Here is a 24,935-nt window from a genome sequence, read left to right on the forward strand (position 1 = left end):
CACCGGCCCAGCAGGGCATCCGGCCCCGGAGGTGGACAATCGCCGATTCTCACCCGGACGAGTGAGCGGTCCTTGTGATCACCCGTCATGGATAGGTAACCCTTACCTGACGCGACGGTGCGAGCGCCCGCCGATCCCCTCCACCACAGCGCGCGTCTGCACCCCCACGCGCCCCAAGGAGCAGCCTTGAGCACCGCCGCCCTCACCGGAGCCCCGCCCGCCCCCGTCGCCGTCCCCGTCCCGCCGCCCGCCGCGGAGCGGCCCCACGGGAAGGACCTGCTGCTGCACCCCGACCCGGCCGTCGCCGCCGAACAGGCCGGGCTGGAGGCCCTGTTGCGCTGCTGGACCCGGGAGACCGGGGCCCGGCCCGGCCCGGACGGCCGGCTGCGGATCGCCGTCCTCGGCGGGGCCGCCCGGCTCACCGCCCCGGTCGCCTACTGGTCGCCCGGCGGCTGGCACCGCTTCGGGTCGGCCACGCTGTCGGCCGGCGAGGGCACCGCCGAGGCCCCCGTGGACGCCGTCACCGCCGCCGCGCTGCTCGCCGCCGCGGCCGCCGAACGGCCCGACCCCGGGCAGGTCGCCGACCTGGCCGCCAGGGTCGCCGACTCGGTCGTGCGCACCGCCGAGATCCTCGCCCACCGCCGCACCGCCGCCACACCCGGCGGACCGGAGCGCTCGCACTTCCTCGCCGCCGAGCAGTCCCTGCTGCTCGGCCACCCGCTGCACCCCACGCCGAAGAGCCGCGACGGCCTCGGCCCGGCCCAGAGCGCCGCCTACTCGCCCGAACTGCACGGCTCCTTCCAACTGCACTGGTGGGCGGTGGACCGCGAACTGCTGGCGGCCGGCTCCGCCGTCGCCGAGAGCGCCGAGCGGCTCACCGCCGGCCTGCTCGACGGCGGCACCGCGCTGCCGCCCGGCACCGCCGCCGTCCCGCTGCACCCCTGGCAGGCCCGTGAACTCGCCCACCGCCCGGCCGTCGCCGCACTGCTCGCCGACGGACTGCTGCACGACCTCGGCCCGGCCGGCGAACCCTGGTACCCCACCTCCTCGGTGCGCACCGTCTACCGGCCCGGCACCCCGTGGATGCTCAAGCTCTCGCTCGGCCTGCGGATCACCAACTCCCGCCGGGAGAACCTGCGCAAGGAACTGCACCGCGGCCTGGAGATGCACCGGCTGCTGGAGAGCGGGCTGGCCGCCGAGTGGCGGGCCGCCCACCCCGGTTTCGACATCGTCCGCGACCCGGCCTGGATCGGCGTCGACCACCCCGACCTCGGCGACCCGGGCGGCCTGGACACCGTGCTGCGCGCCCAGCCCTTCGCGCCCACCGACCGCGTGCTGTGCGTCGCCGGGCTGGCCGCCGAACAGCCGCTGGGCACCGGCGACACCGTGCCCTCCCGACTCGGCGACATCCTGCGGGCCCTGGCCGCCCGCTGCGCCCGCCCGCTGCAGACCGTGGCCGCCGAATGGTTCCTTCGCTACCTGGACGCGGTCGTCCTGCCGATCCTCTGGCTGGACGGCCGGGGCGGCATCGCCCTGGAGGCGCACCAGCAGAACAGCCTCGTGCAGCTGGACGCCGAGGGCTGGCCGTGCGGCGGCCGCTACCGCGACAACCAGGGCTACTACTACCGGGAGAGCGCGGCCGACCGGCTCACCGCCCGGCTGCCCGGACTCGGCACGGACAGCGACACCTTCCTGCCGGACGGGGTGATCGACCACCACTTCGCCTACTACCTCGGCATCAACCACGTGCTCGGCCTGATCGGCGCCCTCGGCTCCCAGCGGCTCGCCGACGAGACGGTGCTGCTGGCCGCGCTGCGCCGGTTCCTCACCGGCCCTCAGGCCGCCGCCACCGGCTCGGCGCTGCCCGGACTGCTGCTGGAACAGCCCACGCTGCCCTGCAAGGCCAACCTGCTCACCCGGATCAACGGCATGGACGAACTGGTCGGCCCGGTCGCCAGCCAGTCCGTGTACGTGGACATCCCCAACCCGGTGGCGGGAGCCTGATGCCCTGTGACCCGCCCGGGTGGGGCCCCGTCCCCACCCCGGCCGGTGAGTTCAGGCTCGGCCCGGTCCGGTTGCCCGCCGACCTGGCGCTGCTCGCCGGCTGGATGAACGACCCCGAGGTCGACGCCTTCTGGACGCTCGCCGGGCCGCCGGAGGCCACCGAACGGCACGTCCGCGCCCAACTGGACGGCGACGGCCGCAGCACCCCGTGGCTCGGCCTGCTCGACGGCGAGCCGATGAGCTACTGGGAGGTCTACCGCGCCGACCTCGACCCGCTCGCCGCGCACTACCCGGCGCGGCCGCACGACACCGGCGTGCACCTGCTGCTCGGCCCCGCCGCCAGCCGGGGCCGCGGGCTGGGCGCCGTCCTCCTCGCCGCCCTCGCAGAATTGATTCTGCTCCGGAACCCGCGCTGCGAACGGGTGGTGGCCGAACCGGACGTCCGCAACCGGCGGTCCGTCCGGGCCTTCGAACGGGCCGGATTCCGGGCCGCCGCCGAACTCGACCTGCCCGACAAGCGTGCCGCCCTGATGGTCCTCGAACGGGCCGGCCGGCCCGTCGCGCAGGACCGACTCCCCGCCTAGGACAAACCCGTGGACACCTCGACACCCCCTCCCTACGACCTGCTCGGCGTCGGCATCGGCCCGTTCAACCTCTCGCTCGCCGCACTCGCCGAGCCCGTCCCCGGCCTGCGCACGCTCTTCTGCGACCAGCGGCCGGAGTTCCGCTGGCACCCCGGGATGCTGGTGGACGGGGCCCGGATGCAGGTGCCGTTCCTCGCCGACCTGGTCTCCCTGGTCGACCCGACCAGCCCGTGGTCCTTCCTCAACTACCTGCGCGAGCAGGACCGGCTCTTCCCGTTCTACTTCGCCGAGCGCTTCCAACTGCCGCGCCGCGAGTACGACCACTACTGCCGCTGGGCCGCCGAACACCTGGCCAACTGCCGCTTCGGCACCGAGGTCACCGCCCTGCACTGGCAAGCGCCCTGGTACCGCGTCGAGCTGACCGACACCGCGACCGGCCGGCGATCCGAGGCCAGGGCCCGCAATCTCGCCCTCGGCGTCGGCACCCGGCCCGTGCTGCCCGAGGCCTTCACCGCGCTGGCCGGCCACCCGCGGGCCTTCCACTCCGCCGAGTACCTGGAACGCCGCGCCGACCTGGCCGGCGCCCGGGACATCACCGTGGTCGGCAGCGGGCAGTCCGGGGCCGAGGTCTTCCTCGACCTGCTCCGGCGCCACGAGGGCGACGGCGTCCGGCTGCGCTGGCTCACCCGGACCAGGGCACTCGCCCCCATGGAGTACTCCAAGCTCGGCCTGGAGCACTTCACCCCCGACTACACCCGCTACTTCCACGGCCTGCCCGCACCCGTCCGGGCCGCCCTGGTCACCGCCCAGTGGCAGCTGCACAAGGCCGCCAGCGCCGAGACCCTCGCCGAGATCCACGACCACCTCTACGAGCGCACCATCGGCCGCCCGATCGACGCCCTCCCGGTCGAGATCACCCCCGGCACCGCCGTCGACGCCGCCCGCCCGGGCCCCTGCGGCGGCCTCGAACTGCACTGCCGGCACACCGACTCCGGCGCCGAGCACCTGCTGCGCACCGACGCCGTGGTGCTCGCCACCGGCTACCGGGCGGCCCGCCCCGCCGCACTCGAACCGCTCGCCGAGCTGATCGACTGGGACGAGGCCGGACGCTACAGGGTCGACCTGGACCACCGGGTCGCCACCCGGCCCGAGCTCGCCGGCGGGCTGTACGTCCAGAACGCCGAACTGCACACCCACGGCGTCGGCACCCCCGACCTCGGGCTCGGCGCCCACCGGGCGGCCGTGATCCTCAACGCCGTCACCGGGCGCACCGTCCACCGGCTGCCCGGGCGCACCGCCTGGACCGGCTTCGCGCCGCCCGTCCACGCGGACGCGTCCCCCGACCCGGCCGCGTCCCCCGACCCGGCCGCCGACCGGCCCCCGGTCGACCCGGCCCGAGTCGACGGGACCCGCGCCGACCGGAGTCATGCCGGTCCGGCCGCCGCCGACCCGACCCCCGCCGTCCCCCGCCCCCAGGAGTTGACCCGTGCCGCAACAGTCGGCCGCTGAACCGCCGCTCCACCTGCCCCCGCACCTCACCGCCGGGCACTGGCGGCGAGCCGGCCGCGCCCTGCTGGCCAAGATGCTGGGAGAGTTCGCCTACGAGGAGCTGCTGCGGCCCGTCCCCGGCGACGAGCCCGGGGAGTACCGGCTGGAGCTGCCCGAGGCCGAGTACCGCTTCACCGCCCGCCGCGGCGCCTACGACAGCTGGCAGGTCGACCCGGAGTCCGTCCGCTGCTCCCGCCCGGACGGCCTGGACCCGCTGCGCTTCCTCCCGTACGCCCGGCAGACCCTCGGCCTGCGCGGCGAGACCACCGGCCACCTGATCCGCGAGCTCTCCGCCACCCTCACCGCCGACGCCCGCCAGCTCGCCACCGCGCTGACCGCCGCCGAACTCGCCGACCTCGACCACGCCGCGCTGGAGGGCCGGCAGACCGGCCACCCCTGGATCGTCCCCAACAAGGGCCGGATCGGCTTCTCCGCCGCCGACACCGCCCGCTGGGCCCCGGAGGCCCGCAGCCCGCGCCCGCTGCCCTGGATCGCGGTCCACAAGCGGCTCGCCGAGTACCGCGGCGTACCCGGCCTGGAACGGCCCGAGCAGCTGTACGCCCGCGAGCTGGACGACGTGGACGCGCTGCGCGCCGCGCTCGGCCCGGACGCCGAGGACTACCTGCTGCTGCCCGTCCACCCCTGGCAGTGGGAGGAGACGGTCCTGCCGCTGTTCGCCCCCTGGATCGCCTCCGGCGAGATCGTCCCGCTGCCCTCGGACGGCGACCCACGGCTGCCCCAGCAGTCCATCCGGTCCTTCTTCAATACCGCCCACCCCGAGCGCTGCACCGTCAAGCTGCCGCTGTCCATCCTCAACACCCTGGTCTGGCGCGGCCTGCCGGTGGAGCGCACCCTGGCCGCCCCCACCGTCACTGCCTGGCTGCTCGGACTGCGCGACGCCGACCCGTACCTGCGCGACGAGTGCCGGGTGGTGCTGCTCGGCGAGATCGCCTCCGTCACCGTCGACCACCCGCTCTACCGCGAGCTGCCCGAGGCGCCGTACCAGTACAAGGAGCTGCTCGGCGCGATCTGGCGCCAGCCGCTCGGCCCGTTCCTGGACGGCGACGAACGGGCCCGCACCCTGGCCTCGCTGCTGCAGAGCGGCTCCGACGGGCGGGCGCTGGCCGCCGAGCTGATCGACCGCTCCGGCCTGCTTCCCGGCGACTGGACCGCCCGGCTGTTCGCCGCGATGATGCCGCCGCTGCTGCACTTCCTCTACCGCTACGGGCTGGTCTTCTCCCCGCACGGCGAGAACGCCATCGTGGTCTTCGACGCGTCCGACGCGCCGGTCCGGCTCGCGGTCAAGGACTTCGTGGACGACGTCAACCTCAGCGCCCAGAGCCTGCCCGAACTGCACGGCCTGCCCGCCGAGGTCGCCGAGGTGCTGCTGCGGGAGAGCCCGCAGGGGCTCTGCCAGTTCATCCACTCCGGGCTGTTCATCGGCGTCTTCCGCTTCCTCGCCCCGCTGCTGGAGGCACAGACCGGACTGCCCGAGACCGAGTTCTGGGCCCTGCTGCGCGCCGAGGTGCTGCGCTACCAGGAGCGCTTCCCCGAGCTGCGCGAGCGCTTCGAGCTGTTCGACCTGTTCCGCCCCCGGATCGACCGGCTCTGCCTCAACCGCAACCGGCTGCTGCTGGACGGCTACCAGGACCGCCCGCACCGCCCGCACGCCGCCCGGTACGGGACGGTGCCCAACGCGCTGGTCACCGTGGACGTGCGAATGCCCGGGCAACGGGACCGGATTGTCACCCCCGCCCCGTAGGGTGGGAGGGTCATGACGAACGACTCCGAATCCCACGACTCCGAATCCCAGCGGGCGGCGGTCCTCGGCGACGAGGCCGAGGACGCCGTCGCCGTCCCGCGCTCGCGGATCCCCGAACTGCTGCACGCCGCGGTGGCGGCCGTCGGCGGTGTGGAGCGCCCCGGTCAGGTCCGGATGGCCGAGGCCGTCGCCGACGCCGTCGACCACGCCGAGCACCTGCTCGTCCAGGCCGGCACCGGCACCGGGAAGTCCCTGGCCTACCTGGTGCCCGCGCTCGCCCACGGCGACCGCGTGGTGGTCGCCACCGCCACCCTGGCGCTGCAACGCCAGCTGGTGGAGCGGGACTTGCCGCGCACCGTCGAGGCGATGCACCCGGTGCTGCGCCGCCGCCCGCTGTTCGCGATGCTCAAGGGCCGCTCCAACTACCTGTGCCTGCACCGGGCCAACGAGGGCACCCCGAGCGACGAGGGCGAGGGCCTGTTCGACCCGGTGGACGCGCTCGGCGGGCCCACCGGGAAGCTCGGGCAGGACGTGCTGCGCCTGCGGGAGTGGGCCGACGAGACCGACACCGGGGACCGCGACGACCTCAGCCCCGGCGTCTCCGACAAGGCCTGGGCCCAGCTGTCGGTCACCTCCAAGGAGTGCCTGGGCGCCACCCGCTGCCCGTACGGGCAGGAGTGCTTCGCGGAGAAGGCGCGGGAGCGGGCCAAGCTGGCCGACGTCGTGGTCACCAACCACGCGATGCTCGCGATCGACGCGATCGAGGGCGCGCCGGTGCTGCCCGAGCACGGGTTGCTGATCGTGGACGAGGCGCACGAGCTGGTCAACCGGGTCACCGGCGCGGCCACCGCCGAGCTGACCGTCGGTGCGGTCAACCGGGCGGTGAAGCGGGCCGCGCGGCTGGCCAACGAGAAGGCGGTCGACGCGCTCCAGGCCGCCGCCGAGAACTACCACGGCCTGATGGAGACCGCCCAGCCCGGCCGGGTCGAGGAGCTGCCCGAGTACCTGGCGTACGCGGTCACCGCGATCCGGGACGCCTCCCGCCAGGTGATCACCTCGCTGGGGGAGACCAGGGACAAGGGCCTCAGCGACGAGGACGCCGTCCGCAAGCAGGCGATGGCCTCGGCCGAGGCGCTGCACGAGACGGCCGAGCGGCTGCTGGAGGACTCCGAGTACGACGTGGTCTGGATCGAGCGCAGCGACCGCTACGGGCTGGGCACCGCCTCGCTGCGGGTCGCCCCGCTGAGCGTCTCCGGGCTGCTGCGCGAGGGCCTGTACAAGGAGCGCTCGGTCGTCCTCACCTCGGCGACGCTCAAGCTCGGCGGGGACTTCAACGGCGTCGCCGCCTCGGTGGGCCTGCCCTCCGAGACGCGGCTGCCGGACGTCCGCACCGCCGGGGACAACCCCGAGCCGGGGTTCGGCGAGGACGCCGTCCCGCACTGGCGCGGGATCGACGTCGGCTCGCCGTTCAAGTACCCCAAGCAGGGCATCCTGTACGTCGCCAAGCACCTGGCCGACCCCGGGCGGGACCCGGAACGCCCGGACATGCTGGACGAGTTGGCCGAGCTGATCGGCGCGGCCGGCGGGCGGACGCTGGGCCTGTTCTCCTCGATGCGCGGCGCCCAGACGGCCGCCGAGGCGATGCGCGAGCGGCTCGACCACCGCGTCCTGCTCCAGGGCGAGGACACCCTGGGCGAGCTGATCCGGGAGTTCGCCTCGGACGCGACCACCTGCCTGTTCGGCACGCTCTCGCTCTGGCAGGGCGTGGACGTGCCCGGCTCGGCCTGCCAGCTGGTCGTGATGGACCGGATCCCGTTCCCCCGGCCGGACGACCCGCTGATGAGCGCCCGGCAGAAGGACGTCGAACAGCGCGGCGGGAACGGCTTCATGGCCGTCGCGGCGACGCACGCGGCGCTGCTGATGGCGCAGGGCGCGGGCCGGCTGGTGCGCGCGGCCGACGACCGGGGGGTGGTCGCGGTGCTGGACCCACGGGTGGAGACCAAGCGGTACGGGAGCTTCTTCCGGTCCTCGATGCCGGAGTTCTGGTACACCACGGACCGCAACCAGGTGCGCCGCTCGCTGGCGGCGATCGACGCCTCGGCGGCGCCGGTGCGGCCGGTGGTGAAGCGGGGCTGAGCGCCCGCCGCGGCCATTCCGCGGCACCACACGCCGGAGGGGCTCCCCGCAGTCGCGGCGGAGCCCCTCTCCGACTGGTGGCGGTGGGCGTGGTCAGAGCCGGCGCAGGACCGCGACGACCTTGCCCAGGATGGTCGCGTTGTCGCCGTTGATCGGCTCGTACGCCGGGTTGTGCGGCATCAGCCAGATCCGGCCGTCCTCGCGCTTGAGCCGCTTGACGGTGGCCTCGCCGTCGATCATCGCGGCCACGATGTCGCCGTTCTCGGCGACCGGCTGGCGGCGCACGGTGACCCAGTCGCCGTCGCAGATGGCCGCCTCGATCATCGAGTCGCCGCGCACGGTGAGTGCGAACAGCTCGCCCTCGCCGACCAGCTGGCGGGGCAGCGGGAAGACGTCCTCGACCGTCTGCTCGGCCAGGATCGGCCCGCCGGCGGCGATCCGGCCGACCAGCGGGACGTAGGAGGTGGAGGGGCGGCCGGCCGTCTCGGCGGTGTTCGGACGGGCCACCTCGACGCCGCGGACCTCGTAGGCGCGCGGGCGGTGCGGATCCCGGCGCAGGAAGCCCTTGCGTTCCAGGGCCATCAGCTGGTGGGCGACCGAGGAGGTGCTGGACAGGCCGACGGCCTGGCCGATCTCGCGCATGGACGGCGGGTAGCCGCGGCGCTGGACGGAGTCCCGGATGACCTCGATCACCCGGCGCTGGCGCTCGGTGAGTCCGGCCTCGTCGGTGCGGATGCCGGGGGGGCGTCCGGGCATCGCGCGCGCGGGGGAGGGGTGGGAGTCGTCCATGGCGGCGGAGTGTTCGATCGGCTGGTCGGGCACGCGAGTGGCCCCGGAAAGGGCCGCGCCGGAGAGGCGGTGGTCTTCGCTACGGTCCATGCTGATGTCCACACCCTGCTGATTCGTGGTGCGCTGCCCCACCTTGAACTGGGAGTGTTCCTGCACCGGGATGGTGTTGCTTTCGATCGTGTTCACGGCGGCCCCTCTCGACGGCTGTCCTCTCCCTTTTCCAGCCCAACGCGCCTCCTATCGAAAGGTTGCGCCAAACACACGTTCGAGTGAATTATTCGGGAGTTGACTGACTCGATCAAGGCTTTGTTGTACATCGAGTAAATGTTCGAGCCGAACTCGACTCCGGCAGTCTAATCCGCGCCGTCGCGGCATCGACACGCCACGGCGCTCACCTCCCCCAGAGTCCCAGATGTAGTGGCTACAGTCCTCTCCGTGCCCAGTACTAGTGGTCGCCCCGCATGATCAGCTTGCCCAGGCCGGGGGCGCATCGCATAGACTCGACAAGTCCGAACGTTCTGCCAGGGAGGGATCCCGAGGTGCACTGCCCCTTCTGCCGGCACTCCGACAGCCGTGTTGTCGACAGCCGGACCACCGAGGACGGCAGCTGCATCCGCCGCCGTCGGCAGTGCCCGGACTGCGGCCGCCGCTTCACCACGGTGGAGACGGCAGCGCTGATGGTCATCAAGCGCAGCGGCGTCACCGAGCCGTTCTCCCGGCAGAAGGTCATCACCGGCGTCCGCAAGGCCTGCCAGGGCCGCCCGGTCACCGAGGACGCGCTGGCCCAGCTCGGCCAGCGGGTCGAGGAGTGCGTGCGCGCCAGCGGCAGCGCCGAGCTGACCACCCACGACGTGGGGCTGGCCATACTCGGCCCGCTCAAGGAACTCGACGTGGTCGCCTACCTGCGCTTCGCCTCGGTGTACCAGGCGTACGACGGACTGGAAGACTTCGAGGCCGCCATCGCGGAACTCCGCGTCGAGCGGCCCCGCACCGCCGAGACGGACGACACCTGCGCGTCCGTCCCCGCCGCCGCGCCCTAGGAGGCGCCGGGCCCCACCGGGCCCTGTTCCGCACCACCACGGCCCCGCGGGGCCCACGCGTGCCCGAAATCAGGGCACGAAACACTACAAACCGTGCGCAAGCAGGCGAGGTCTCCGCCTGCCCGCACACCGGAAGAACGAACCAGCAGTGCCCGGACTTTTCAGGGCGCTTCGGGCGTTTGCCCAGGAGGAGGAGCGAGAAGTGACAGACACCACGAGCGGTTCCGCACGCGGGTCGAAGTCCGAGAAGGCCGCGGCCAAGGGCGCCAAGGCCCCGAAGGGCGGTCTCCGGATGGAGCGCATCCACACCACTCCTGGCGTGCACCCGTACGACGAGGTCCGCTGGGAGCGGCGTGACGTCGTCATGACCAACTGGCGCGACGGCTCGATCAACTTCGAGCAGCGCGGCGTCGAGTTCCCCGACTTCTGGTCGGTCAACGCCGTCAACATCGTCACGTCCAAGTACTTCCGCGGCGCCGTCGGCACCCCGCAGCGCGAGTGGAGCCTCAAGCAGATCATCGACCGCGTGGTGCTCACCTACCGCGCCGCCGGCGAGAAGCACGGCTACTTCGCGTCCAAGGACGACGCCGAGATCTTCGAACACGAGCTGACCCACGCTCTCCTCCACCAGGTGTTCAGCTTCAACTCGCCGGTCTGGTTCAACGTCGGCACCAAGCAGCCCCAGCAGGTCAGCGCCTGCTTCATCCTGTCCGTCGACGACTCCATGGAGTCGATCCTCGACTGGTACAAGGAAGAGGGCATGATCTTCAAGGGCGGCTCCGGCGCCGGCCTCAACCTCTCCCGGATCCGCTCCTCCAAGGAACTGCTCTCCTCCGGCGGCAACGCCTCCGGCCCGGTCTCCTTCATGCGCGGCGCCGACGCCTCCGCCGGCACCATCAAGTCCGGCGGCGCCACCCGCCGCGCGGCCAAGATGGTCGTCCTCGACGTGGACCACCCCGACGTCGAGGCCTTCATCGAGACCAAGGTGAAGGAAGAGGAGAAGATCCGCGCCCTGCGCGACGCGGGCTTCGACATGGACCTCGGCGGGGACGACATCACCTCCGTCCAGTACCAGAACGCCAACAACTCCGTCCGCGTCAACGACGAATTCATGACCGCCGTCGAGAACGGCACCGAATTCGGCCTGCGCGCCCGGATGACCGGCGAGGTCATCGAGACCGTCGACGCGAAGAAGCTCTTCCGCAAGATGGCCGAGGCCGCCTGGGCCTGCGCCGACCCCGGGATCCAGTACGACACCACGATCAACCGCTGGCACACCTGCCCGGAGTCCGGCCGCATCAACGCGTCCAACCCCTGCTCCGAGTACATGCACCTGGACAACTCCAGCTGCAACCTCGCCTCGCTGAACCTGATGAAGTTCCTGCGCGACGACGACACCTTCGACGCCGCGTCCTTCGCCAAGGTCGTCGAGCTGGTCATCACCGCGATGGACATCTCCATCTGCTTCGCGGACTTCCCCACCGAGAAGATCGGCGAGACCACCCGCGCCTTCCGCCAGCTCGGCATCGGCTACGCCAACCTCGGCGCCCTGCTGATGGCCACCGGCCACGCCTACGACAGCGAGGGCGGCCGCGCCCTGGCCGGCGCCATCACCTCGCTGATGACCGGCACCGCCTACCGCCGCGGCGCCGAACTCGCCGGCGTGGTCGGCCCGTACGACGGCTACGCCCGCAACGCGACCGCCCACCAGCAGGTCATGAAGCAGCACGCGGACGCCTCGCTCGACGCCGAGTCGGTCGACGACCTGGACTCCCCGATCTGGCTGGCCGCCAACAAGACCTGGCAGGACGTGCTGCGCCTCGGCGCGCAGAACGGCTTCCGCAACGCCCAGGCCTCGGTGCTCGCCCCGACCGGCACCATCGGCCTGATGATGGACTGCGACACCACCGGCGTCGAGCCCGACCTGGCCCTCGTCAAGTTCAAGAAGCTCGTCGGCGGCGGCTCCATGCAGATCGTCAACGGCACCGTCCCGCGCGCCCTCAAGCGCCTCGGCTACCAGGACGAGCAGACCGAGGCGGTCGTCGCCCACATCGCCGAGCACGGCAACGTGGTGGACGCGCCCGGCCTGAAGCCCGAGCACTACGAGGTGTTCGACTGCGCGATGGGCGAGCGTGTCATCTCGGCCATGGGCCACGTCCGGATGATGGCGGCGATCCAGCCCTGGATCTCCGGCGCCATCTCCAAGACCGTGAACATGCCCGAGAGCGCCACGGTGGAAGAGGTCGAGGAGATCTACTTCGAGGCCTGGAAGCTCGGGGTGAAGGCACTCGCCATCTATCGCGACAACTGCAAGGTCGGGCAGCCGCTCTCGGCGAAGACCAAGTCCTCCGAGGCCGCCGAGACCAAGGCTGCCGAGGCCCCGGTCGCCGCGGTCGAGAAGGTCGTCGAGTACCGCCCGGTCCGCAAGCGCCTGCCCAAGGGCCGCCCGGGCATCACCACCTCCTTCACGGTCGGTGGCGCCGAGGGCTACATGACCGCCAACTCCTACCCGGACGACGGCCTGGGCGAGGTCTTCCTGAAGATGTCCAAGCAGGGCTCGACCCTCGCGGGCATGATGGACGCCTTCTCCATCGCCGTCTCGGTCGGCCTCCAGTACGGCGTGCCGCTGGAGACGTACGTCTCCAAGTTCACCAACATGCGCTTCGAGCCGGCCGGTCTGACCGACGACCCGGACGTGCGGATGGCGCAGTCGATCGTCGACTACATCTTCCGCCGCCTGGCGCTGGACTTCCTGCCGTTCGAGACCCGCTCGGCGCTCGGCATCCACTCCGTCGAGGAGCGCCAGCGCCACCTGGAGACCGGCTCGTACGAGCCGCTGGAGGCCGAGGAGATCGACACCGAGTCGCTCGCCCAGTCCGCCCCGGTGGCCCCCGTCGTCGCCAAGCCGGCCCCGGCCCCGGCCCCGGCCGTCGAGGCGCCCAAGGCGACCCCGAAGCAGGCCCACAACTCCACGGAGCTGATGGAGATCCAGCTCGGCCTCAACGCCGACGCCCCGCTCTGCTTCTCCTGCGGCACCAAGATGCGCCGCGCCGGCAGCTGCTACCTCTGCGAGGGCTGCGGCTCCACCAGCGGCTGCAGCTGATCGCGCCCGACCCCGGTGGTCGCCTCCTGAGGTGACCGCTTGAAGCGGGGCGAGGACCTTCCCGGTCCTCGCCCCGCTTTTTCGTATGCCCGGGCGCGCCGATGTCACGTCCGGGGGTGGTGTCCGGTCCGTAGGGGGTGAACGGGCTCTGCCGAGAAGGAGTGGTGCGGTGACGGGGACGGTGCTGGTGACCGGGGCGACGGGGACGCTCGGGCGGGAGGTGGTGCGGCTGCTGGTGGCGCGCGGGGTGGCGGTGCGGGGTTTGAGCCGGCGGGTGCGGGCCGGGGGCGACGGGGTCGAGTGGGTGGTCGGGGACCTGGTGAGCGGGGCCGGGATGGCGCGGGCGCTGGCCGGGGTCGAGGTCGTGGTGGACTGCGCGACCACGCAGAAGAAGGAGGACCTGGCCGGGGTCCGGACCCTGGTGGCGCAGGCCCGGGAGGCCGGGGTGGGGCACCTGGTGTACGTGTCGATCGTCGGGATCGACCGGGTGCCGCTCGCGTACTACCGGACGAAGCTCGCCTGTGAGCGGGTGGTGCGGGAGTCCGGGCTGGGCTGGACGGTGCTGCGGGCGACGCAGTTCCACGACCTGCTGCTGAGGTTCTTCGACGTCTCCGTGAAGCTGCCGGTCCTCCCGGTGCCGAGCGGTGTGGCGTTCCAGCCGGTGGACGTGCGGGAGGTGGCGGAGGCGGTCGCGGACCTGGTGTGGGAGGGGCCCGCCGGCTTCGCGCCGGAAGTGGGCGGCCCGCAGGTGCTGTCGTACCGGGAGCTGGCCGAGGCCTACCTGAGGGCGGCGGGCAGACGCCGACCACTGCTGCCGCTGCGCCTGCCGGGAGCGTTCGGCCGCGGCCTGCGGGCGGGCGGCAACCTGGCGCCGGAGCGGGCGGTGGGCCGGGGGACCTTCGAGGAGGCCCTGGATCGCCGGTTCGGCGGCCGTTGAGGCCCGTCCGGGTGTCAACCAGGGTTGACACCCGGACGGCTGTCAACCAGAGTTGACGGCATGAGTGAGAGCGGAGAACTCGCGGCTGCGGCGAGCAGCCGTGACCCCGCCGTGGGGCTCCGGGCGGTCCGCGCGTTGCGCGATCTGGCGGATCGTCTGGAGGGCCTGCAGGTGGGCAACGCCCGATCGCAGGGCTGGTCCTGGCAGGACATCGCGCTCTGCCTGGGCGTGACCAGGCAAGCGGTGCACAAGAAGTACGCGAAGCGCGGGCCGGGCAAGGGCGAGGACGGAGGCTGAGCGGTGTTCGAACGGTTCACGGAGGCGGCGAGGCAGGTCGTGGTCGCGGCGCAGCAGGAGGCGCGGGAGCTGCGGCACCGGCACGTCGGGACGGAGCACCTGCTGCTGGCGATCGTCGGCACACCCGGCGATCCGGCGGCCGCCGTTCTGGTCGAGGCGGGGCTGGACCAGGAGGAGGTGCGGCGGGCGGTCCGCCGGGCGCTCGGACCGGAGGAGGACGCGGCTGCTCTCGCCTCGATCGGGGTCGATCTGGGGGCAGTGCGCGAGGCCGTCGAGTCGGTGTTCGGCGAGGGTGCGCTGGACGTGCCCGTCGAGGGGGAGCCGAGGCGGCGCGGCTGGTTCCGGTCCGAGTCGAGGCCGGTGCGGAGCCCGTTCACGGCCGGGGCGAAGGCGGCACTGACGCTGTCGCTGCGAGAGTCCCTGCGGCTCAAGGCGAGGGAGATCGCGGTGGGCCACCTGCTGCTCGGAGTGTTGCGCGAGGGCGAGGGGCTCGGCGCCAGAGTGATCGTGGAGCACGGGCTGGATCCGGAGGCCGTGCGGCGGGCGATCGAGGACAGGCTCGGGTCGGTCCCCGGGGCGTGAGGAGTGGTCCCGGGTGGGTGTGGGCGGTGGTCGCAGAGGGTGTGGGCGGCGATGTGTCAGGGGATTGGTCGTCAACTGGCCGCTTGAGGCCTATGTCTGAATCGATATGATCGGCCGAAAGCGTGAACCGATCAGCCGCCCGGGGACGTTTCGTCGCGTCCCCGGGCGGTCTGGTATGCGCCCGACCAGCTGTCGGCGGCCGCAATCCGTCGCCGACCCGCCGCCCGCGCCGCCGCCCGCCGACGTTGCCGAGGACCGCACCGATGAGAGAAGCCACCAGCCCCGACGGCCGATCGCGCCGACGGCCCGCGCCGCGTACCGTCGCCCTGACCGCGGCGGCCGTCCTGCTGGCGCTGGTCGCCGCGCCGGTCGGGGTCGTCCGGGCGTTCGGCGCGCACCAGCCGCTCACCGCCCTCGCGGTGGCCGCCGTCACGGTGCTCTGGCTGATCGCCGTCGGCCTCGCGGCGACCGGCGTCGAGCGCACCCGCGCGCTGACCGAGGACCTGGCCGCGCAGCACGAGGAGACCCGGGCGGCGCTGGTCGCCGCGGGTACGGCCCGGCAGGCCGAGACGGCCGCCGCGGACCACGCCGCGGCCGCGCTCGCCGAACGGGACGCCGCCCGCGCCGACCGGGCCCGGGCGGAGGCGGACGTCACCGCCGCGCACGCCGAGCTGGCGCGGCTGCGGGCCGAGCTCGACGCCGAGCGGGCCGGGGCGGAGGCGGAGCGGGCCAGGGCCGACGCCGAACGCGCCGAGCTGGCCCGGATCGCCGACGGCGTGCTGCCGGAGGTGGTGACGAAGCTGCGGGCCGGCGCGGCCGTGGACAGCGCGCTGGCCGTCCACCGCAAGCATCCCCAGTACGCGCTGCTGCGCGCCGTGAGCGAGGAGATCGGCCGCGGCGAGCGGCTGCGGGCCGCCGCGCTCGCGGTGTGCGCGACGGCCGCCGGGCGGGTTCAGGCACTGGCCACGAGCATGCACGCCGAGCTGCGCGAGATGCAGCACCGGCACGACGAGGAGGTCCTGGGCGACCTGCTGAGCCTGGACCACTCGACCGCCCAGGCGGGCCGGATGGCCGACAGCATCGCGGTGCTCACCGGTGCCCGCTCGGGCCGCCGCTGGGCGAAGCCGATCGCGGTGGAGTCGGTGCTGCGCGGTGCGCTCGGCCGGATCGGCGCCTACCAGCGGGTGCGGCTGCACAACGCCAGCACCGCCGCGGTCGTCGGGTACGCGGCGGAGGGCGTGATGCACGCGCTGGCCGAACTGCTGGACAACGCCACCAACTTCTCGGCCCCGCCGGCCGAGGTGCACGTCTACGTCGAGGAGGTGCCGGCCGGGCTGGCCGTCACCGTCGAGGACAGCGGGCTGGGCCTGGGCGACAGCTGGCTGCGCCGGGCCGAGCGGGCCGTCTCCGCCGAGCCGCTCGACCTCACCACGCTCTCCGCCGGTACCCGGCTGGGCCTCGCGGTGGTCGGCGTGCTGGCGCGCAAGCACGGGCTGCAGATCTCCTTCCGGCCGTCGGCGCGCGGCGGCACCGGGGTGGTGGTGCTGATCCCGCAGCAGCTGGTCACCCACCCGGCGCCGGTCGCCGGGCCGGTGTCCGGCCAGGCGCCGGTCCGGGCTTCCGTTCCGGCGCAGGCGCCGCCCGGGGAGGCCGCGCGCCCCGCGCTCGCCTCGGCCCGCCCGGCCCCGGCCTCCCTGCCTCCGGCGGCCCCCGCGCAGCGGGTCCCGGTCGGGGCGCCGGCCGCGGGCGGCGCGCGGACCGCCTCCGCGCCGCCCGCCCTGCCGGCGGCGCCCGCCCGGATGACCGACAGCGGCCTGCCGCAGCGCCGCCGCGGGCAGACGCTGGCCACCACCGTCCCCGCGCCGGACCGGACCGCGAAGCCCGTCGCCCCTGACGCGGCGGGGGCGGCCGCCCGGTTCGGCGCGTTCCGTCGGGCCGCGGCCCGTCCCGCGGGGGCCGAGCAGCCCCCTGCCGGGGCGCCGACCGCGGATCCCGACACCATGCCCGACGCTTCCCCCGTCACCGAGAAGGACACCTGATGAGCAGTGCCACCGACCGTGACCTCGACTGGCTGTTGGAGAACCTGCTGGCGGCGACCCCCGGCACCCGGCACGCCCTGGTCCTCTCCGCCGACGGCCTCAAGCTCTGCCACACCGCCGGGCTGAGCACCGACCAGGCCGATCAGCTGGCGGCCATCGCCTCCGGGCTGCAGAGCCTGGCGCACGGCGCCTCGATCGAGTTCGGCGACGGCAGCGGCGGCGTGCGGCAGTCGATGACCGAGTTCCACGGCGGCATCCTGTGCATCGTGGCGGCCGGGGAGGGCGCCCACCTGGCGGTGGTCACGGACGACGACGCGGACGTCGGCGTGGTCGGCCACAACATGCACGGCCTGATCGAGCAGATCGGGGTGCGCCTCAGCGCGCCCGCCCGGCAGACGGAGGGCGAGGCCACCGCGCAAGAGAGCGCCGGCATATGAATGCCGGGCCGGTGCTGCCGGGCCGCGACGACGACCCGGACCGTCTCTACACCATCACCCGGGGCCGCAGCCGGGCTCCGGAGAACGCCTTCGACCTGGTCACCCTGATCGTCGCCGAGCGGCAGCCGGCGCCGGGGATGCAGTCGGAGCACGCCCGGATCCTGCGGATGTGCGAGGCCCCGACGGCCGTGGTGGAGGTGGCGGCGGAGCTGTCGTTGCCCGTCTCGGTGGTGAAGATCCTGCTCGGGGACCTGCTGGAGTCCGGGGCGGTCACCGCCCGCCACCCCAGGTTCGCGCCGAACAAGGCCCGGCTGCCCGACCTCGACACGCTGAAGCAGGTGCTGCATGGCCTCCAACAGCTCTGACGTCGGGCTCGTCGACGAGGCCCGGCCCACCGGTGCGCGCACCCCGCTGCGGGCGACGGCCGACAACGCGTTGAAGATCGTGGTGGTGGGCGGCTTCGGCGTGGGCAAGACCACCCTGGTCGGCTCGGTCAGCGAGATCCGCCCGTTGAACACCGAAGAGGTGATGACCAGGGCGGGCGAGGGCATCGACCCGGCCGGCGCCTGGGGCAAGCGCTCCACCACGGTGGCCTTCGACTTCGGCCGGATCACCCTGTCCGAGCGCCAGGTGCTGTACCTGTTCGGCGCGCCCGGGCAGGAACGTTTCTGGTTCCTCTGGGACCGGCTGTTCAGCGGCGCCCTGGGCGCGGTCGTCCTGGTGGACACCCGGCGGCTGGAGGACTCCTGGTACGCGATCGACCGGCTGGAGCACCACGGCACGCCGTTCATCGTGGCCCGCAACAACTTCGGTGAGGCGAGCCACACCCTGGAGCAGGTCCGCGAGGCGCTGGACCTGCCGGCCGAGGTGCCCCTGGTGGACTGCGACGCCCGCGACCGCGAGTCCGGCAAGCGGGTGCTGATCGCCCTGGTCCACCACCTGGCCGCCCTCGCCGGAGCATCCGACGCGATCTACGAGGAGAGCACCCCGTGACCGAGCCCGCCGCCACCCCGCCCCCGGGCTGCCCGGCGCACGCCGGCGCCACGCCGCTGTACGGGCCGCGTTTCCAGACCGACCCGTCCCAGCTCTACCGGGAGCTGCGGGCCGCGCACGGCCCGGTCGCCCCGGTCGAGCTGGCCGGCGGCGTGCCCGCCTGGCTGGTCATCGGCTACCGCGAGCTCCAGCAGGTGACCGGCCGGCCGCAGCTGTTCGGCCGCGACTCCAGCCGCTGGCACGCCTGGGCGACGCTGCCCGCCGACTGGCCGCTGAAGCCGATGATGGCGCCCGTCCCCTCGATCCTGTACGCCGAGGGCGAGGAGCACGTCCGGCGTTCGCGCGCGGTGACCGACGCGCTGGCCGGGGTCGACCCGTACGAGCTGCGCAAGCACGCCGAGGAGATCGCCGACGGGCTGATCGACGAGTTCGCCGGGCGCGGTGAGGCCGACCTGGTCGCCGAGTACGCGCACCGGATGCCGCTGCTGGTGCTCTGCCGGGTGCTCGGCCTGGACGAGGAGCAGGCGCCGCAGCTGATCGGGGCGCTGCTGTCCATGCTGGACGGCGGCCCGGACGCGCCGGCCGGCGCCCAGCGGCTGCTGGAGCTGATGTCCGCGCTGGTCGAGGAGAAGGCCGAGTACCCGGGGGCCGACGTCGCCTCGCGGATGCTGGCGCACCCGGCCGGGCTGACCCGCGACGAGGTGATGCGCGACCTGCGGGTGCTGCTGATCGCCGGCCACCAGCCGAGCTCGTACTGGATCTCCAACGCGCTGCGGCTGATGCTCACCGACGAGCGGTTCGCGGCCTCGCTGGCCGGCGGCCGGCGCAGCATCAGCCAGGCGCTGAACGAGGCGCTCTGGGAGGACACCCCGACGCAGATCTTCGCGGGCCGCTGGGCGGTCCGCGACACCCAGCTGGGCGGTCAGCGGATCGGCGAGGGGGACATGGTCCTGCTCGGCATCGCGGGGGCCAACGCCGACCCGGCCGTGCGCCAGGCGGACGGCCGCCCGGCGGAGGGGAACCGGGCGCACATGAGCTACTCGTACGGCGAGCACGGCTGCCCGTTCCCGGCGCAGGAGGCGGCCGAGGTGATCGCCACCACCGCGATCGAGGTGCTGCTCGACCGGCTGCCGGACCTCCGGCTGGCGGTGGCCGAGCACGCGCTGGTGTGGCGGCCGTCGGCCTGGGTGCGCGGGCTGGTGGCGCTGCCGGTCTCGTTCACCCCCGGCCACCCGGCCTGATCCACCAACCCCTGGCGCAAGAAAGAGAGTTGCCGATGACCGCTGCCCTGGCCCGAATCGCCCTCGACCCGCTGGCCCGCGACAACGCGGCGGAGGGCGCGCTGCTGCGGGCCGCCGGCCCGGCGGTGCCGGTCGAGCTGCCCGGCGGGGTCCTCGCCTGGGCGGTGACGCGGCACGGCGCCGCGCGCGACCTGCTGACGGACGCCCGGCTGGTGAAGGACGCCGCGCACTGGGCGGCCTACCAGCGCGGCGAGGTCCCGAGGACCTGGCCGCTGATCGGCCTGGCGGTGCCCGGCCCGAGCATGGTGACCACCGACGGCGCCGAGCACCGGCGGCTGCGGGCACTGGTCGCCCAGGCCTTCACCCCGCGCCGGGTGGAGCTGATGCGGCCGCGCGTGGAGGAGGTCACCCACGCGCTGTTGGACGCCCTGGCGGCGGGCGAGCCGGTGGTGGACCTCAAGACGGCCTTCGCCTTCCCGCTGCCGATGACGGTGATCTGCTCGCTGCTGGGCGTGCCGGAGTCGGACCACGGCCTGCTGCGCGACCTGTACGAGCGGTTCTTCGGCATCAAACCGAACCCGGAGGGCATCCAGGCGACCGTCGCCGGGCTGAACGCCTTCGTCAACGACCTCGTGGCGCAGCGCCGTTCGGCCCCGGGCGAGGACCTGGCGAGCGTCCTGCTGGCGGCCGACACCGAGGGCGGGGCGCTGACCGACGCGGAGGCGGCGGCCACCCTGCGGGTGATCATCGCGGCCGGCCACGAGACCACGGTGAACCTGATCGGCAACGCGGTGCGGGCCCTGCTGGCCCACCCGGACCAGTTGGAACTGGTGCGTTCGGGCCGGGTGTCCTGGGACGCGGTGGTCGAGGAATCGCTCCGCTGGACGCCGCCGACCAGCAACTTCCTGTTCCGCTTCGCGGCCGAGCCCATCCCGGTGGGCGACGTGGTGATCCCGGCCGGCGAGCCGGTGCTGGTCTCGTACAACGCGATCGGCCGCGACCCGTTGCAGCACGGGGTGACGGCCGAGGTCTTCGACATCACCCGGGACCCGAGCCGCCACCTGTCCTTCGGCCACGGCCCGCACGTCTGCCCCGGGTCCCCGCTGGCCCGGCTGGAGGCGGGGATCGCGCTGCCCGCGCTGTTCGAGCGCTTCCCGGGGCTGTCGCTCGCCGTGCCGGAGGCCGAGCTGCGGCCGAGCCCCTCGCTGGTGGTGAACAGCCTGCTGGAGCTGCCGATCCGGCTGTTCTGATGGCACGTCATCATCGCCGCCCCCGGCCGGGTTTACGGTCGGGGGCGGTCGTGCACCTTGGCGCGGGCCGACGGCTGCGTTAACGTCTTCGATCAGTCCGGCCGCCCGCCCCTCTGCTCCCTGCAGGCCCATCTCCGGTACAGCGCAATGTCGTTCAGTCCACCGTCGGCAGCATGCTCTGGCGAGGAGAACCGCATTGACCCTCAACCCGACCGCACCGCACGTGAGTCACCGCCGTCGCCTGGCCTCCGTTCCCGTCCTGGTGGCGGCGCTGGCACTGACCGCGGCCTGCTCCAACAGCTCCGGCGGTTCGGGTGGCGGCGGTGGCGGATCGGCCGCGTCGCTGTCCGGTGACTGCGCCAAGTACCAGCCGTACGCCGGACACTCGGGCACCACCGTGACGATGTTCGCCTCCATCCTGAGCCCGGAGTCGGACAACCTGGAGAAGTCCTGGGCCGAGTTCGCCAAGTGCACCGGGATCAGGATCAGCTACGAGGGATCGAACGACTTCGAGTCCCAGTTGCCGGTCCGGGTCTCCGGCGGCAACGCCCCGGACTTCGCGATCGTCCCGCAGCCCGGCCTGCTGGCCCAGATGGTGAAGAGCGGCAAGGTGGTGAAGCCGCCCGCCGAGACCGTCGCCAACCAGGGCAAGTGGAGCCCGATCTGGAAGACCTACGGCTCGGTCAACGGCACCTTCTACGCGGCCCCGATGAGCGCCAACATGAAGTCGCTGGTCTGGTACTCGCCGAAGGCCTTCAAGGCGGCCGGCTACGAGGTGCCCAAGACCTGGACCGACCTGATGGCGCTCAGCGACCGGATCGCCCAGGCGGGCGGCGCCAAGCCGTGGTGCGGCGGCATCGCCTCCGGGACGGCCACCGGCTGGCCGGCCACCGACTGGCTGGAGGAGGTGGTGCTCGGCTCGTACGGCGGCGAGGTGTACGACCAGTGGGTCGGCCACCAGGTGAAGTTCTCCGACCAGAAGATCACCACCGCGATGAAGACGGTCGCCGACTGGATGCAGAACCCGGCCTGGGTCAACGCGGGTTTCGGTGACGTGAAGTCGATCGCCACCACCACCTTCCAGGACGCGGGAACACCGATCCTGAGCGGCAACTGCCAGATGCTCCAGCAGGCGTCCTTCTACGAGGCGCAGTGGCCCAAGGGCACCAAGGTCGGCCCGGACGGGGACGTCTTCGCCTTCCAGCTGCCCGCGGTGAACCCGTCGGTCGCCAATCCGGTGGAGGGCGGCGGCGAGTTCCTGGCGGCCTTCTCCAGCCGGCCCGAGGTGCAGGCGGTGCAGAACTACCTGTCCAGCTCGGACTGGGCGAGCAGCCGGGTGAAGACCGCGAGCGGCTGGGTCTCGGCCAACCAGGGCGTGGACAAGAGCCTCTACACCGACCCGATCGACAAGCTGTCGGCCGCGGCGCTGACCGACCCGTCGGCGACGTTCCGCTTCGACGGCTCCGACCTGATGCCGGCCGCCGTGGGCGCCGGGCAGGAGTGGAAGTCGCTGACCGCCTGGTTCGCCGAGGGCCAGTCGATCCAGAAGACCGCCGCCGACATCGACGCCGCCTGGCCGCAGTAGTTCGGCAGTCGGCAGCCGGCAGTCGGTCGTCGGTCGTCGGCAGCCGGTCGTCGGTAGTCGGTTGCCGGTCGTCGGTTGCCGGTTGTTGTCGGCAGCCGGTGGCCGGAGCCCGGTCGTCAGCGGCCGACGTGCCGGGGCCGCTTCCGGCACACCCGGGACCACCTGTCGAGGGCGGTGCGGGGCCACCCACCCGCACCGCCCGCCCCCTTCCCACCGCACTCGAAGGGACGCGCGGCCATGTCCGTACCCGGATCGTCCGTACCCGGATTCCCGTCACCCGTCGCGGCGCCGGCCGCCGACGGGCTGACCGTCGAGAACCTGGCGGCCGGCGCCTGGAACGACGCGGCGGTCAAGTTCGGCAACACCGTGGGTGCCGTCGCGGGCTTCCTCGGCATCCTGCTGGTGGTCCTCCTGGTCGTCGGCCGGGCCAGGGGCCGGCTGGCCCGGCCGTTGTCGGTCGCGGTGTTCCTCGGCCCGGCGGTGCTGCTGCTGGCCGTCGGCCTGGTCGTGCCGCTGCTCCGCACGGTCTACCTCAGCTTCCAGAACGACGACGGCACCCGGTTCGTCGGCGGTGAGAACTTCGGCTGGGCCTTCACCACCGACTCGGTGCAGAAGGTGCTGGTCAACACGCTGCTCTGGCTGTTGGTCGCCCCGCTGGTGGCGACCGGGCTGGGCCTGGTGCTGGCGCTGCTGGTGGACCGGATGCGCGGCCAGTCGGTGTACAAGTCGCTGATCTTCATGCCGATGGCGATCTCGCTGGTCGGCGCGTCGATCATCTTCAAGTTCGTCTACGAGTCGCGCGGGCCGGGACAGCCGCAGATCGGTCTGCTCAGCCAGCTCGCGGTCGCGGTGGGCTGGGACGACCCACCGAACTGGCTGCTCTCCCAGCCGCTGAACACCTTCCTGCTGATGGCGGTGATGGTCTGGGTGCAGACCGGCTTCGCGATGGTGGTGCTGTCGGCGGCGATCAAGGCGATCCCGGCGGAGGTGGTGGAGGCGGCCAGGCTGGACGGCGCGCGTGGGGTGCGGCTGTTCTGGTACGTCACCGTGCCGATGATCCGCAGCACGGTGATGGTCGTGCTGACCACGGTCATGCTCATCACCCTGAAGGCCTTCGACATCGTCCGCACCATGACCGGCGGCAACTTCGGCACCCAGGTGCTGGCCAACGAGATGTACTCGCAGTCCTTCGTGCAGTTCAACTCCGGTCGGGGCAGCGCCCTCGCGGTGCTCCTCTTCCTCGCGGTGCTGCCGCTGGTGGCCTACAACATCGTGCAGCTGCGGAAGGAGCGTGAGGTCCGGTGACCGGGACGGACGGCCGGGAGGGCGCGGTGGAACCCGTGGAGCCGACGCGGCCGGTACAGGCGGCGAGGGCGGCACGGGCGGTGAAGGCCGTACGACCGGTGGGGTCTGCGCGACCGGTGAAGCCGACGCGGCCGGTGCGGAAGGCCTTCAGCAGCCCGCCGGCCTCGGTGTTCGTGATCGCCATGACGGTGCTCTGGACGATCCCGACGCTGGGTCTGCTGGTGACCTCGCTGCGGCCCAAGCAGGACGTGACCGCCAGCGGCTGGTGGAACGCCTTCCTCCACCCGGACCTCGGCCTCGACAACTACCACTCCGTGCTGTTCGAGGGCGGCTCCGGGGCCTCCACCGGTCTGATGCCCTTCCTGGTCAACTCGCTGGCGATCAGTGTCCCGGCGACGGTCTTCCCGCTGGTGCTGGCGGCGATGGCGGCGTACGCGCTGGCCTGGGTGCGGTTCCGGGGGAGCGACGCGGTCTTCTTCACGGTGTTCGCGCTCCAGGTGGTGCCGCTCCAGATGGCGCTGATCCCGCTGCTGCGGCTGTTCTCCGGCGGCGCGCACCTGGGCTCGCTGACGCTGATCCCGGCGGTGGACCTGAAGGGCAGCTACGCGCCGGTGTGGCTGGCGCACACCATGTTCGCGCTGCCGCTGGCGGTGTTCCTGCTGCACAACTTCATCGCCCAGTTGCCGCGGGACCTGATGGAGGCCGCGGTGGTGGACGGTGCCTCGCACGTCAGGATCTTCCGTTCGATCGTGCTGCCGCTCTGCACCCCGGCGCTGGCCTCGTTCGCGATCTTCCAGTTCCTGTGGGTCTGGAACGACCTGCTGGTGGCGCTGACCTTCGCGGGCGGCACACCGGAGGTGGCGCCGATGACGGTGCGGCTGGCGCAGCTCTCCGGCTCGCTCGGCGGGCGCTGGGAGCTGCTCACGGCCGGGGCGTTCCTGTCGATCATCGTGCCGTTGATCGTCTTCTTCAGTCTCCAGCGGTACTTCGTCCGGGGGCTGTTGGCCGGGTCGGTGAAGGGGTAGCCGGGGAGTCCTCTGAGGGCTGGAGCGTTTTGAACGCGTTCGGAATCGATTTTTGAACCTGTTCAGAATGGTCTACAGTCGGCAGCGGTTGGGGCGCCGAGCGCGCTCCCGGCGGACCGCCCGAAGGGCGGCTTCCGCATGCCCGCCGACCACTGAGGGGGACTCATGTCCGGCCCGTCCACGCCAGCCCCGTCCGACTCGCCCGAACCCTCCGGGCCTGGTGCGCCCGCCGAGCCCGCTGTGCCCGATGAGCCTGCTGTGTCCGTTGGGCCCGCCGT

20 protein-coding genes are annotated in these 24,935 nt (G+C 73.0%); 19 read left to right on the forward strand and 1 reads right to left on the reverse strand.

Annotated elements, in window-relative coordinates:
* Positions 1–186: 186 nt before the first annotated feature.
* Genes ACWD4P_RS05280 through ACWD4P_RS05300 form a run of 5 tightly spaced genes read left to right on the forward strand, consistent with a single transcriptional unit; the run spans position 187 to position 8,034 of the window.
* Positions 187–2,004 carry an IucA/IucC family protein gene (locus tag ACWD4P_RS05280; RefSeq protein WP_359826530.1) on the forward strand — a complete coding sequence of 606 codons (1,818 nt, stop codon included), beginning with the start codon at positions 187–189 and terminating at the stop codon, positions 2,002–2,004.
* Positions 1,896–2,588 carry a GNAT family N-acetyltransferase gene (locus ACWD4P_RS05285; protein ID WP_449778656.1) on the forward strand — a complete coding sequence of 231 codons (693 nt, stop codon included), beginning with the start codon at positions 1,896–1,898 and terminating at the stop codon, positions 2,586–2,588. Before ACWD4P_RS05280 ends, ACWD4P_RS05285 begins: the two co-directional genes overlap by 109 nt.
* 9 nt (positions 2,589–2,597) lie before the next feature.
* Positions 2,598–4,097, forward strand: coding sequence for a lysine N(6)-hydroxylase/L-ornithine N(5)-oxygenase family protein (locus ACWD4P_RS05290; RefSeq protein WP_449778612.1), 1,500 nt, complete (start codon positions 2,598–2,600; stop codon positions 4,095–4,097).
* A complete protein-coding gene (locus tag ACWD4P_RS05295; protein WP_359826526.1) occupies positions 4,075–5,898 on the forward strand; it encodes an IucA/IucC family protein in 1,824 nt (607 codons plus the stop codon). Before ACWD4P_RS05290 ends, ACWD4P_RS05295 begins: the two co-directional genes overlap by 23 nt.
* Before the next feature lie 12 nt (positions 5,899–5,910).
* Positions 5,911–8,034, forward strand: a complete 2,124-nt coding sequence (locus ACWD4P_RS05300; protein WP_359826523.1) for an ATP-dependent DNA helicase — start codon at positions 5,911–5,913, stop codon at positions 8,032–8,034.
* A 93-nt stretch (positions 8,035–8,127) separates the two neighbouring features.
* Here the strand turns inward: ACWD4P_RS05300 and lexA are convergent, their stop codons facing one another.
* Positions 8,128–8,823: a transcriptional repressor LexA gene (gene lexA / locus ACWD4P_RS05305; protein WP_189922451.1), complete on the reverse strand. Its 696-nt coding sequence runs from the start codon at positions 8,821–8,823 to the stop codon at positions 8,128–8,130.
* Between the two features lie 539 nt (positions 8,824–9,362).
* On the opposite strand from lexA, the gene nrdR reads away from it, so the two are divergent.
* The 14 genes from nrdR (at position 9,363) to ACWD4P_RS05375 (ending at position 24,657) form a co-directional block, all read left to right on the forward strand.
* Positions 9,363–9,863 carry a transcriptional regulator NrdR gene (nrdR, locus tag ACWD4P_RS05310; RefSeq protein WP_359826519.1) on the forward strand — a complete coding sequence of 167 codons (501 nt, stop codon included), beginning with the start codon at positions 9,363–9,365 and terminating at the stop codon, positions 9,861–9,863.
* A 202-nt stretch (positions 9,864–10,065) separates the two neighbouring features.
* Positions 10,066–12,966 (forward strand): vitamin B12-dependent ribonucleotide reductase, encoded by a 2,901-nt coding sequence (locus ACWD4P_RS05315; RefSeq protein ID WP_449778613.1) that lies wholly within the window; start codon positions 10,066–10,068, stop codon positions 12,964–12,966.
* 169 nt (positions 12,967–13,135) lie between these two features.
* Complete coding sequence (locus tag ACWD4P_RS05320) at positions 13,136–13,903, forward strand: SDR family oxidoreductase (protein WP_449778614.1); 768 nt, start codon at positions 13,136–13,138, stop codon at positions 13,901–13,903.
* 60 nt (positions 13,904–13,963) lie between these two features.
* Positions 13,964–14,200 (forward strand): RNA polymerase subunit sigma-70, encoded by a 237-nt coding sequence (locus ACWD4P_RS05325; protein WP_359826516.1) that lies wholly within the window; start codon positions 13,964–13,966, stop codon positions 14,198–14,200.
* A 3-nt stretch (positions 14,201–14,203) separates the two neighbouring features.
* Entirely contained in the window at positions 14,204–14,782 is a 579-nt protein-coding gene (locus ACWD4P_RS05330) for a Clp protease N-terminal domain-containing protein (RefSeq protein WP_449778615.1), read from the forward strand.
* Positions 14,783–15,045: 263 nt separating this feature from the next.
* Complete coding sequence (locus ACWD4P_RS05335) at positions 15,046–16,821, forward strand: sensor histidine kinase (protein WP_449778616.1); 1,776 nt, start codon at positions 15,046–15,048, stop codon at positions 16,819–16,821.
* Positions 16,821–17,258, forward strand: a complete 438-nt coding sequence (locus ACWD4P_RS05340; protein WP_449778617.1) for a roadblock/LC7 domain-containing protein — start codon at positions 16,821–16,823, stop codon at positions 17,256–17,258. The genes ACWD4P_RS05335 and ACWD4P_RS05340 overlap by 1 nt, the downstream gene beginning before the upstream one ends.
* Positions 17,255–17,623 (forward strand): DUF742 domain-containing protein, encoded by a 369-nt coding sequence (locus ACWD4P_RS05345; protein ID WP_359828665.1) that lies wholly within the window; start codon positions 17,255–17,257, stop codon positions 17,621–17,623. The genes ACWD4P_RS05340 and ACWD4P_RS05345 overlap by 4 nt, the downstream gene beginning before the upstream one ends.
* Positions 17,604–18,251 carry a GTP-binding protein gene (locus ACWD4P_RS05350; RefSeq protein WP_359828667.1) on the forward strand — a complete coding sequence of 216 codons (648 nt, stop codon included), beginning with the start codon at positions 17,604–17,606 and terminating at the stop codon, positions 18,249–18,251. Before ACWD4P_RS05345 ends, ACWD4P_RS05350 begins: the two co-directional genes overlap by 20 nt.
* Positions 18,248–19,492, forward strand: a complete 1,245-nt coding sequence (locus ACWD4P_RS05355) for a cytochrome P450 (RefSeq protein WP_359828669.1) — start codon at positions 18,248–18,250, stop codon at positions 19,490–19,492. Before ACWD4P_RS05350 ends, ACWD4P_RS05355 begins: the two co-directional genes overlap by 4 nt.
* A 35-nt stretch (positions 19,493–19,527) precedes the next feature.
* The gene (locus tag ACWD4P_RS05360; RefSeq protein WP_449778618.1) at positions 19,528–20,742 is read left to right on the forward strand and encodes a cytochrome P450 family protein; all 1,215 of its coding nucleotides are present in this window, start codon (positions 19,528–19,530) and stop codon (positions 20,740–20,742) included.
* Positions 20,743–20,938: 196 nt separating this feature from the next.
* Entirely contained in the window at positions 20,939–22,327 is a 1,389-nt protein-coding gene (locus ACWD4P_RS05365; RefSeq protein ID WP_449778619.1) for an ABC transporter substrate-binding protein, read from the forward strand.
* A 237-nt stretch (positions 22,328–22,564) separates the two neighbouring features.
* Entirely contained in the window at positions 22,565–23,632 is a 1,068-nt protein-coding gene (locus ACWD4P_RS05370) for a carbohydrate ABC transporter permease (protein WP_359828673.1), read from the forward strand.
* Between the two features lie 116 nt (positions 23,633–23,748).
* A complete protein-coding gene (locus tag ACWD4P_RS05375) occupies positions 23,749–24,657 on the forward strand; it encodes a carbohydrate ABC transporter permease (protein WP_449778620.1) in 909 nt (302 codons plus the stop codon).
* Positions 24,658–24,935: the final 278 nt, after the last annotated feature.

The sequence above is a fragment of the Kitasatospora sp. NPDC002543 genome, assembly GCF_053594915.1.

Bases quoted from the DNA above. Each gene is read 5' to 3' on its own strand.
- ACWD4P_RS05300 (WP_359826523.1), top strand. From the start codon at position 5,911: ATGACGAACGACTCCGAATCCCACGACTCCGAATCCCAGCGGGCGGCG.
- lexA (WP_189922451.1), bottom strand. From the start codon at position 8,823: ATGGACGACTCCCACCCCTCCCCCGCGCGCGCGATGCCCGGACGCCCC.
- ACWD4P_RS05325 (WP_359826516.1), top strand. From the start codon at position 13,964: ATGAGTGAGAGCGGAGAACTCGCGGCTGCGGCGAGCAGCCGTGACCCC.
- ACWD4P_RS05335 (WP_449778616.1), top strand. From the start codon at position 15,046: ATGAGAGAAGCCACCAGCCCCGACGGCCGATCGCGCCGACGGCCCGCG.
- ACWD4P_RS05340 (WP_449778617.1), top strand. From the start codon at position 16,821: ATGAGCAGTGCCACCGACCGTGACCTCGACTGGCTGTTGGAGAACCTG.
- ACWD4P_RS05345 (WP_359828665.1), top strand. From the start codon at position 17,255: ATGAATGCCGGGCCGGTGCTGCCGGGCCGCGACGACGACCCGGACCGT.
- ACWD4P_RS05350 (WP_359828667.1), top strand. From the start codon at position 17,604: ATGGCCTCCAACAGCTCTGACGTCGGGCTCGTCGACGAGGCCCGGCCC.
- ACWD4P_RS05360 (WP_449778618.1), top strand. From the start codon at position 19,528: ATGACCGCTGCCCTGGCCCGAATCGCCCTCGACCCGCTGGCCCGCGAC.
- ACWD4P_RS05370 (WP_359828673.1), top strand. From the start codon at position 22,565: ATGTCCGTACCCGGATCGTCCGTACCCGGATTCCCGTCACCCGTCGCG.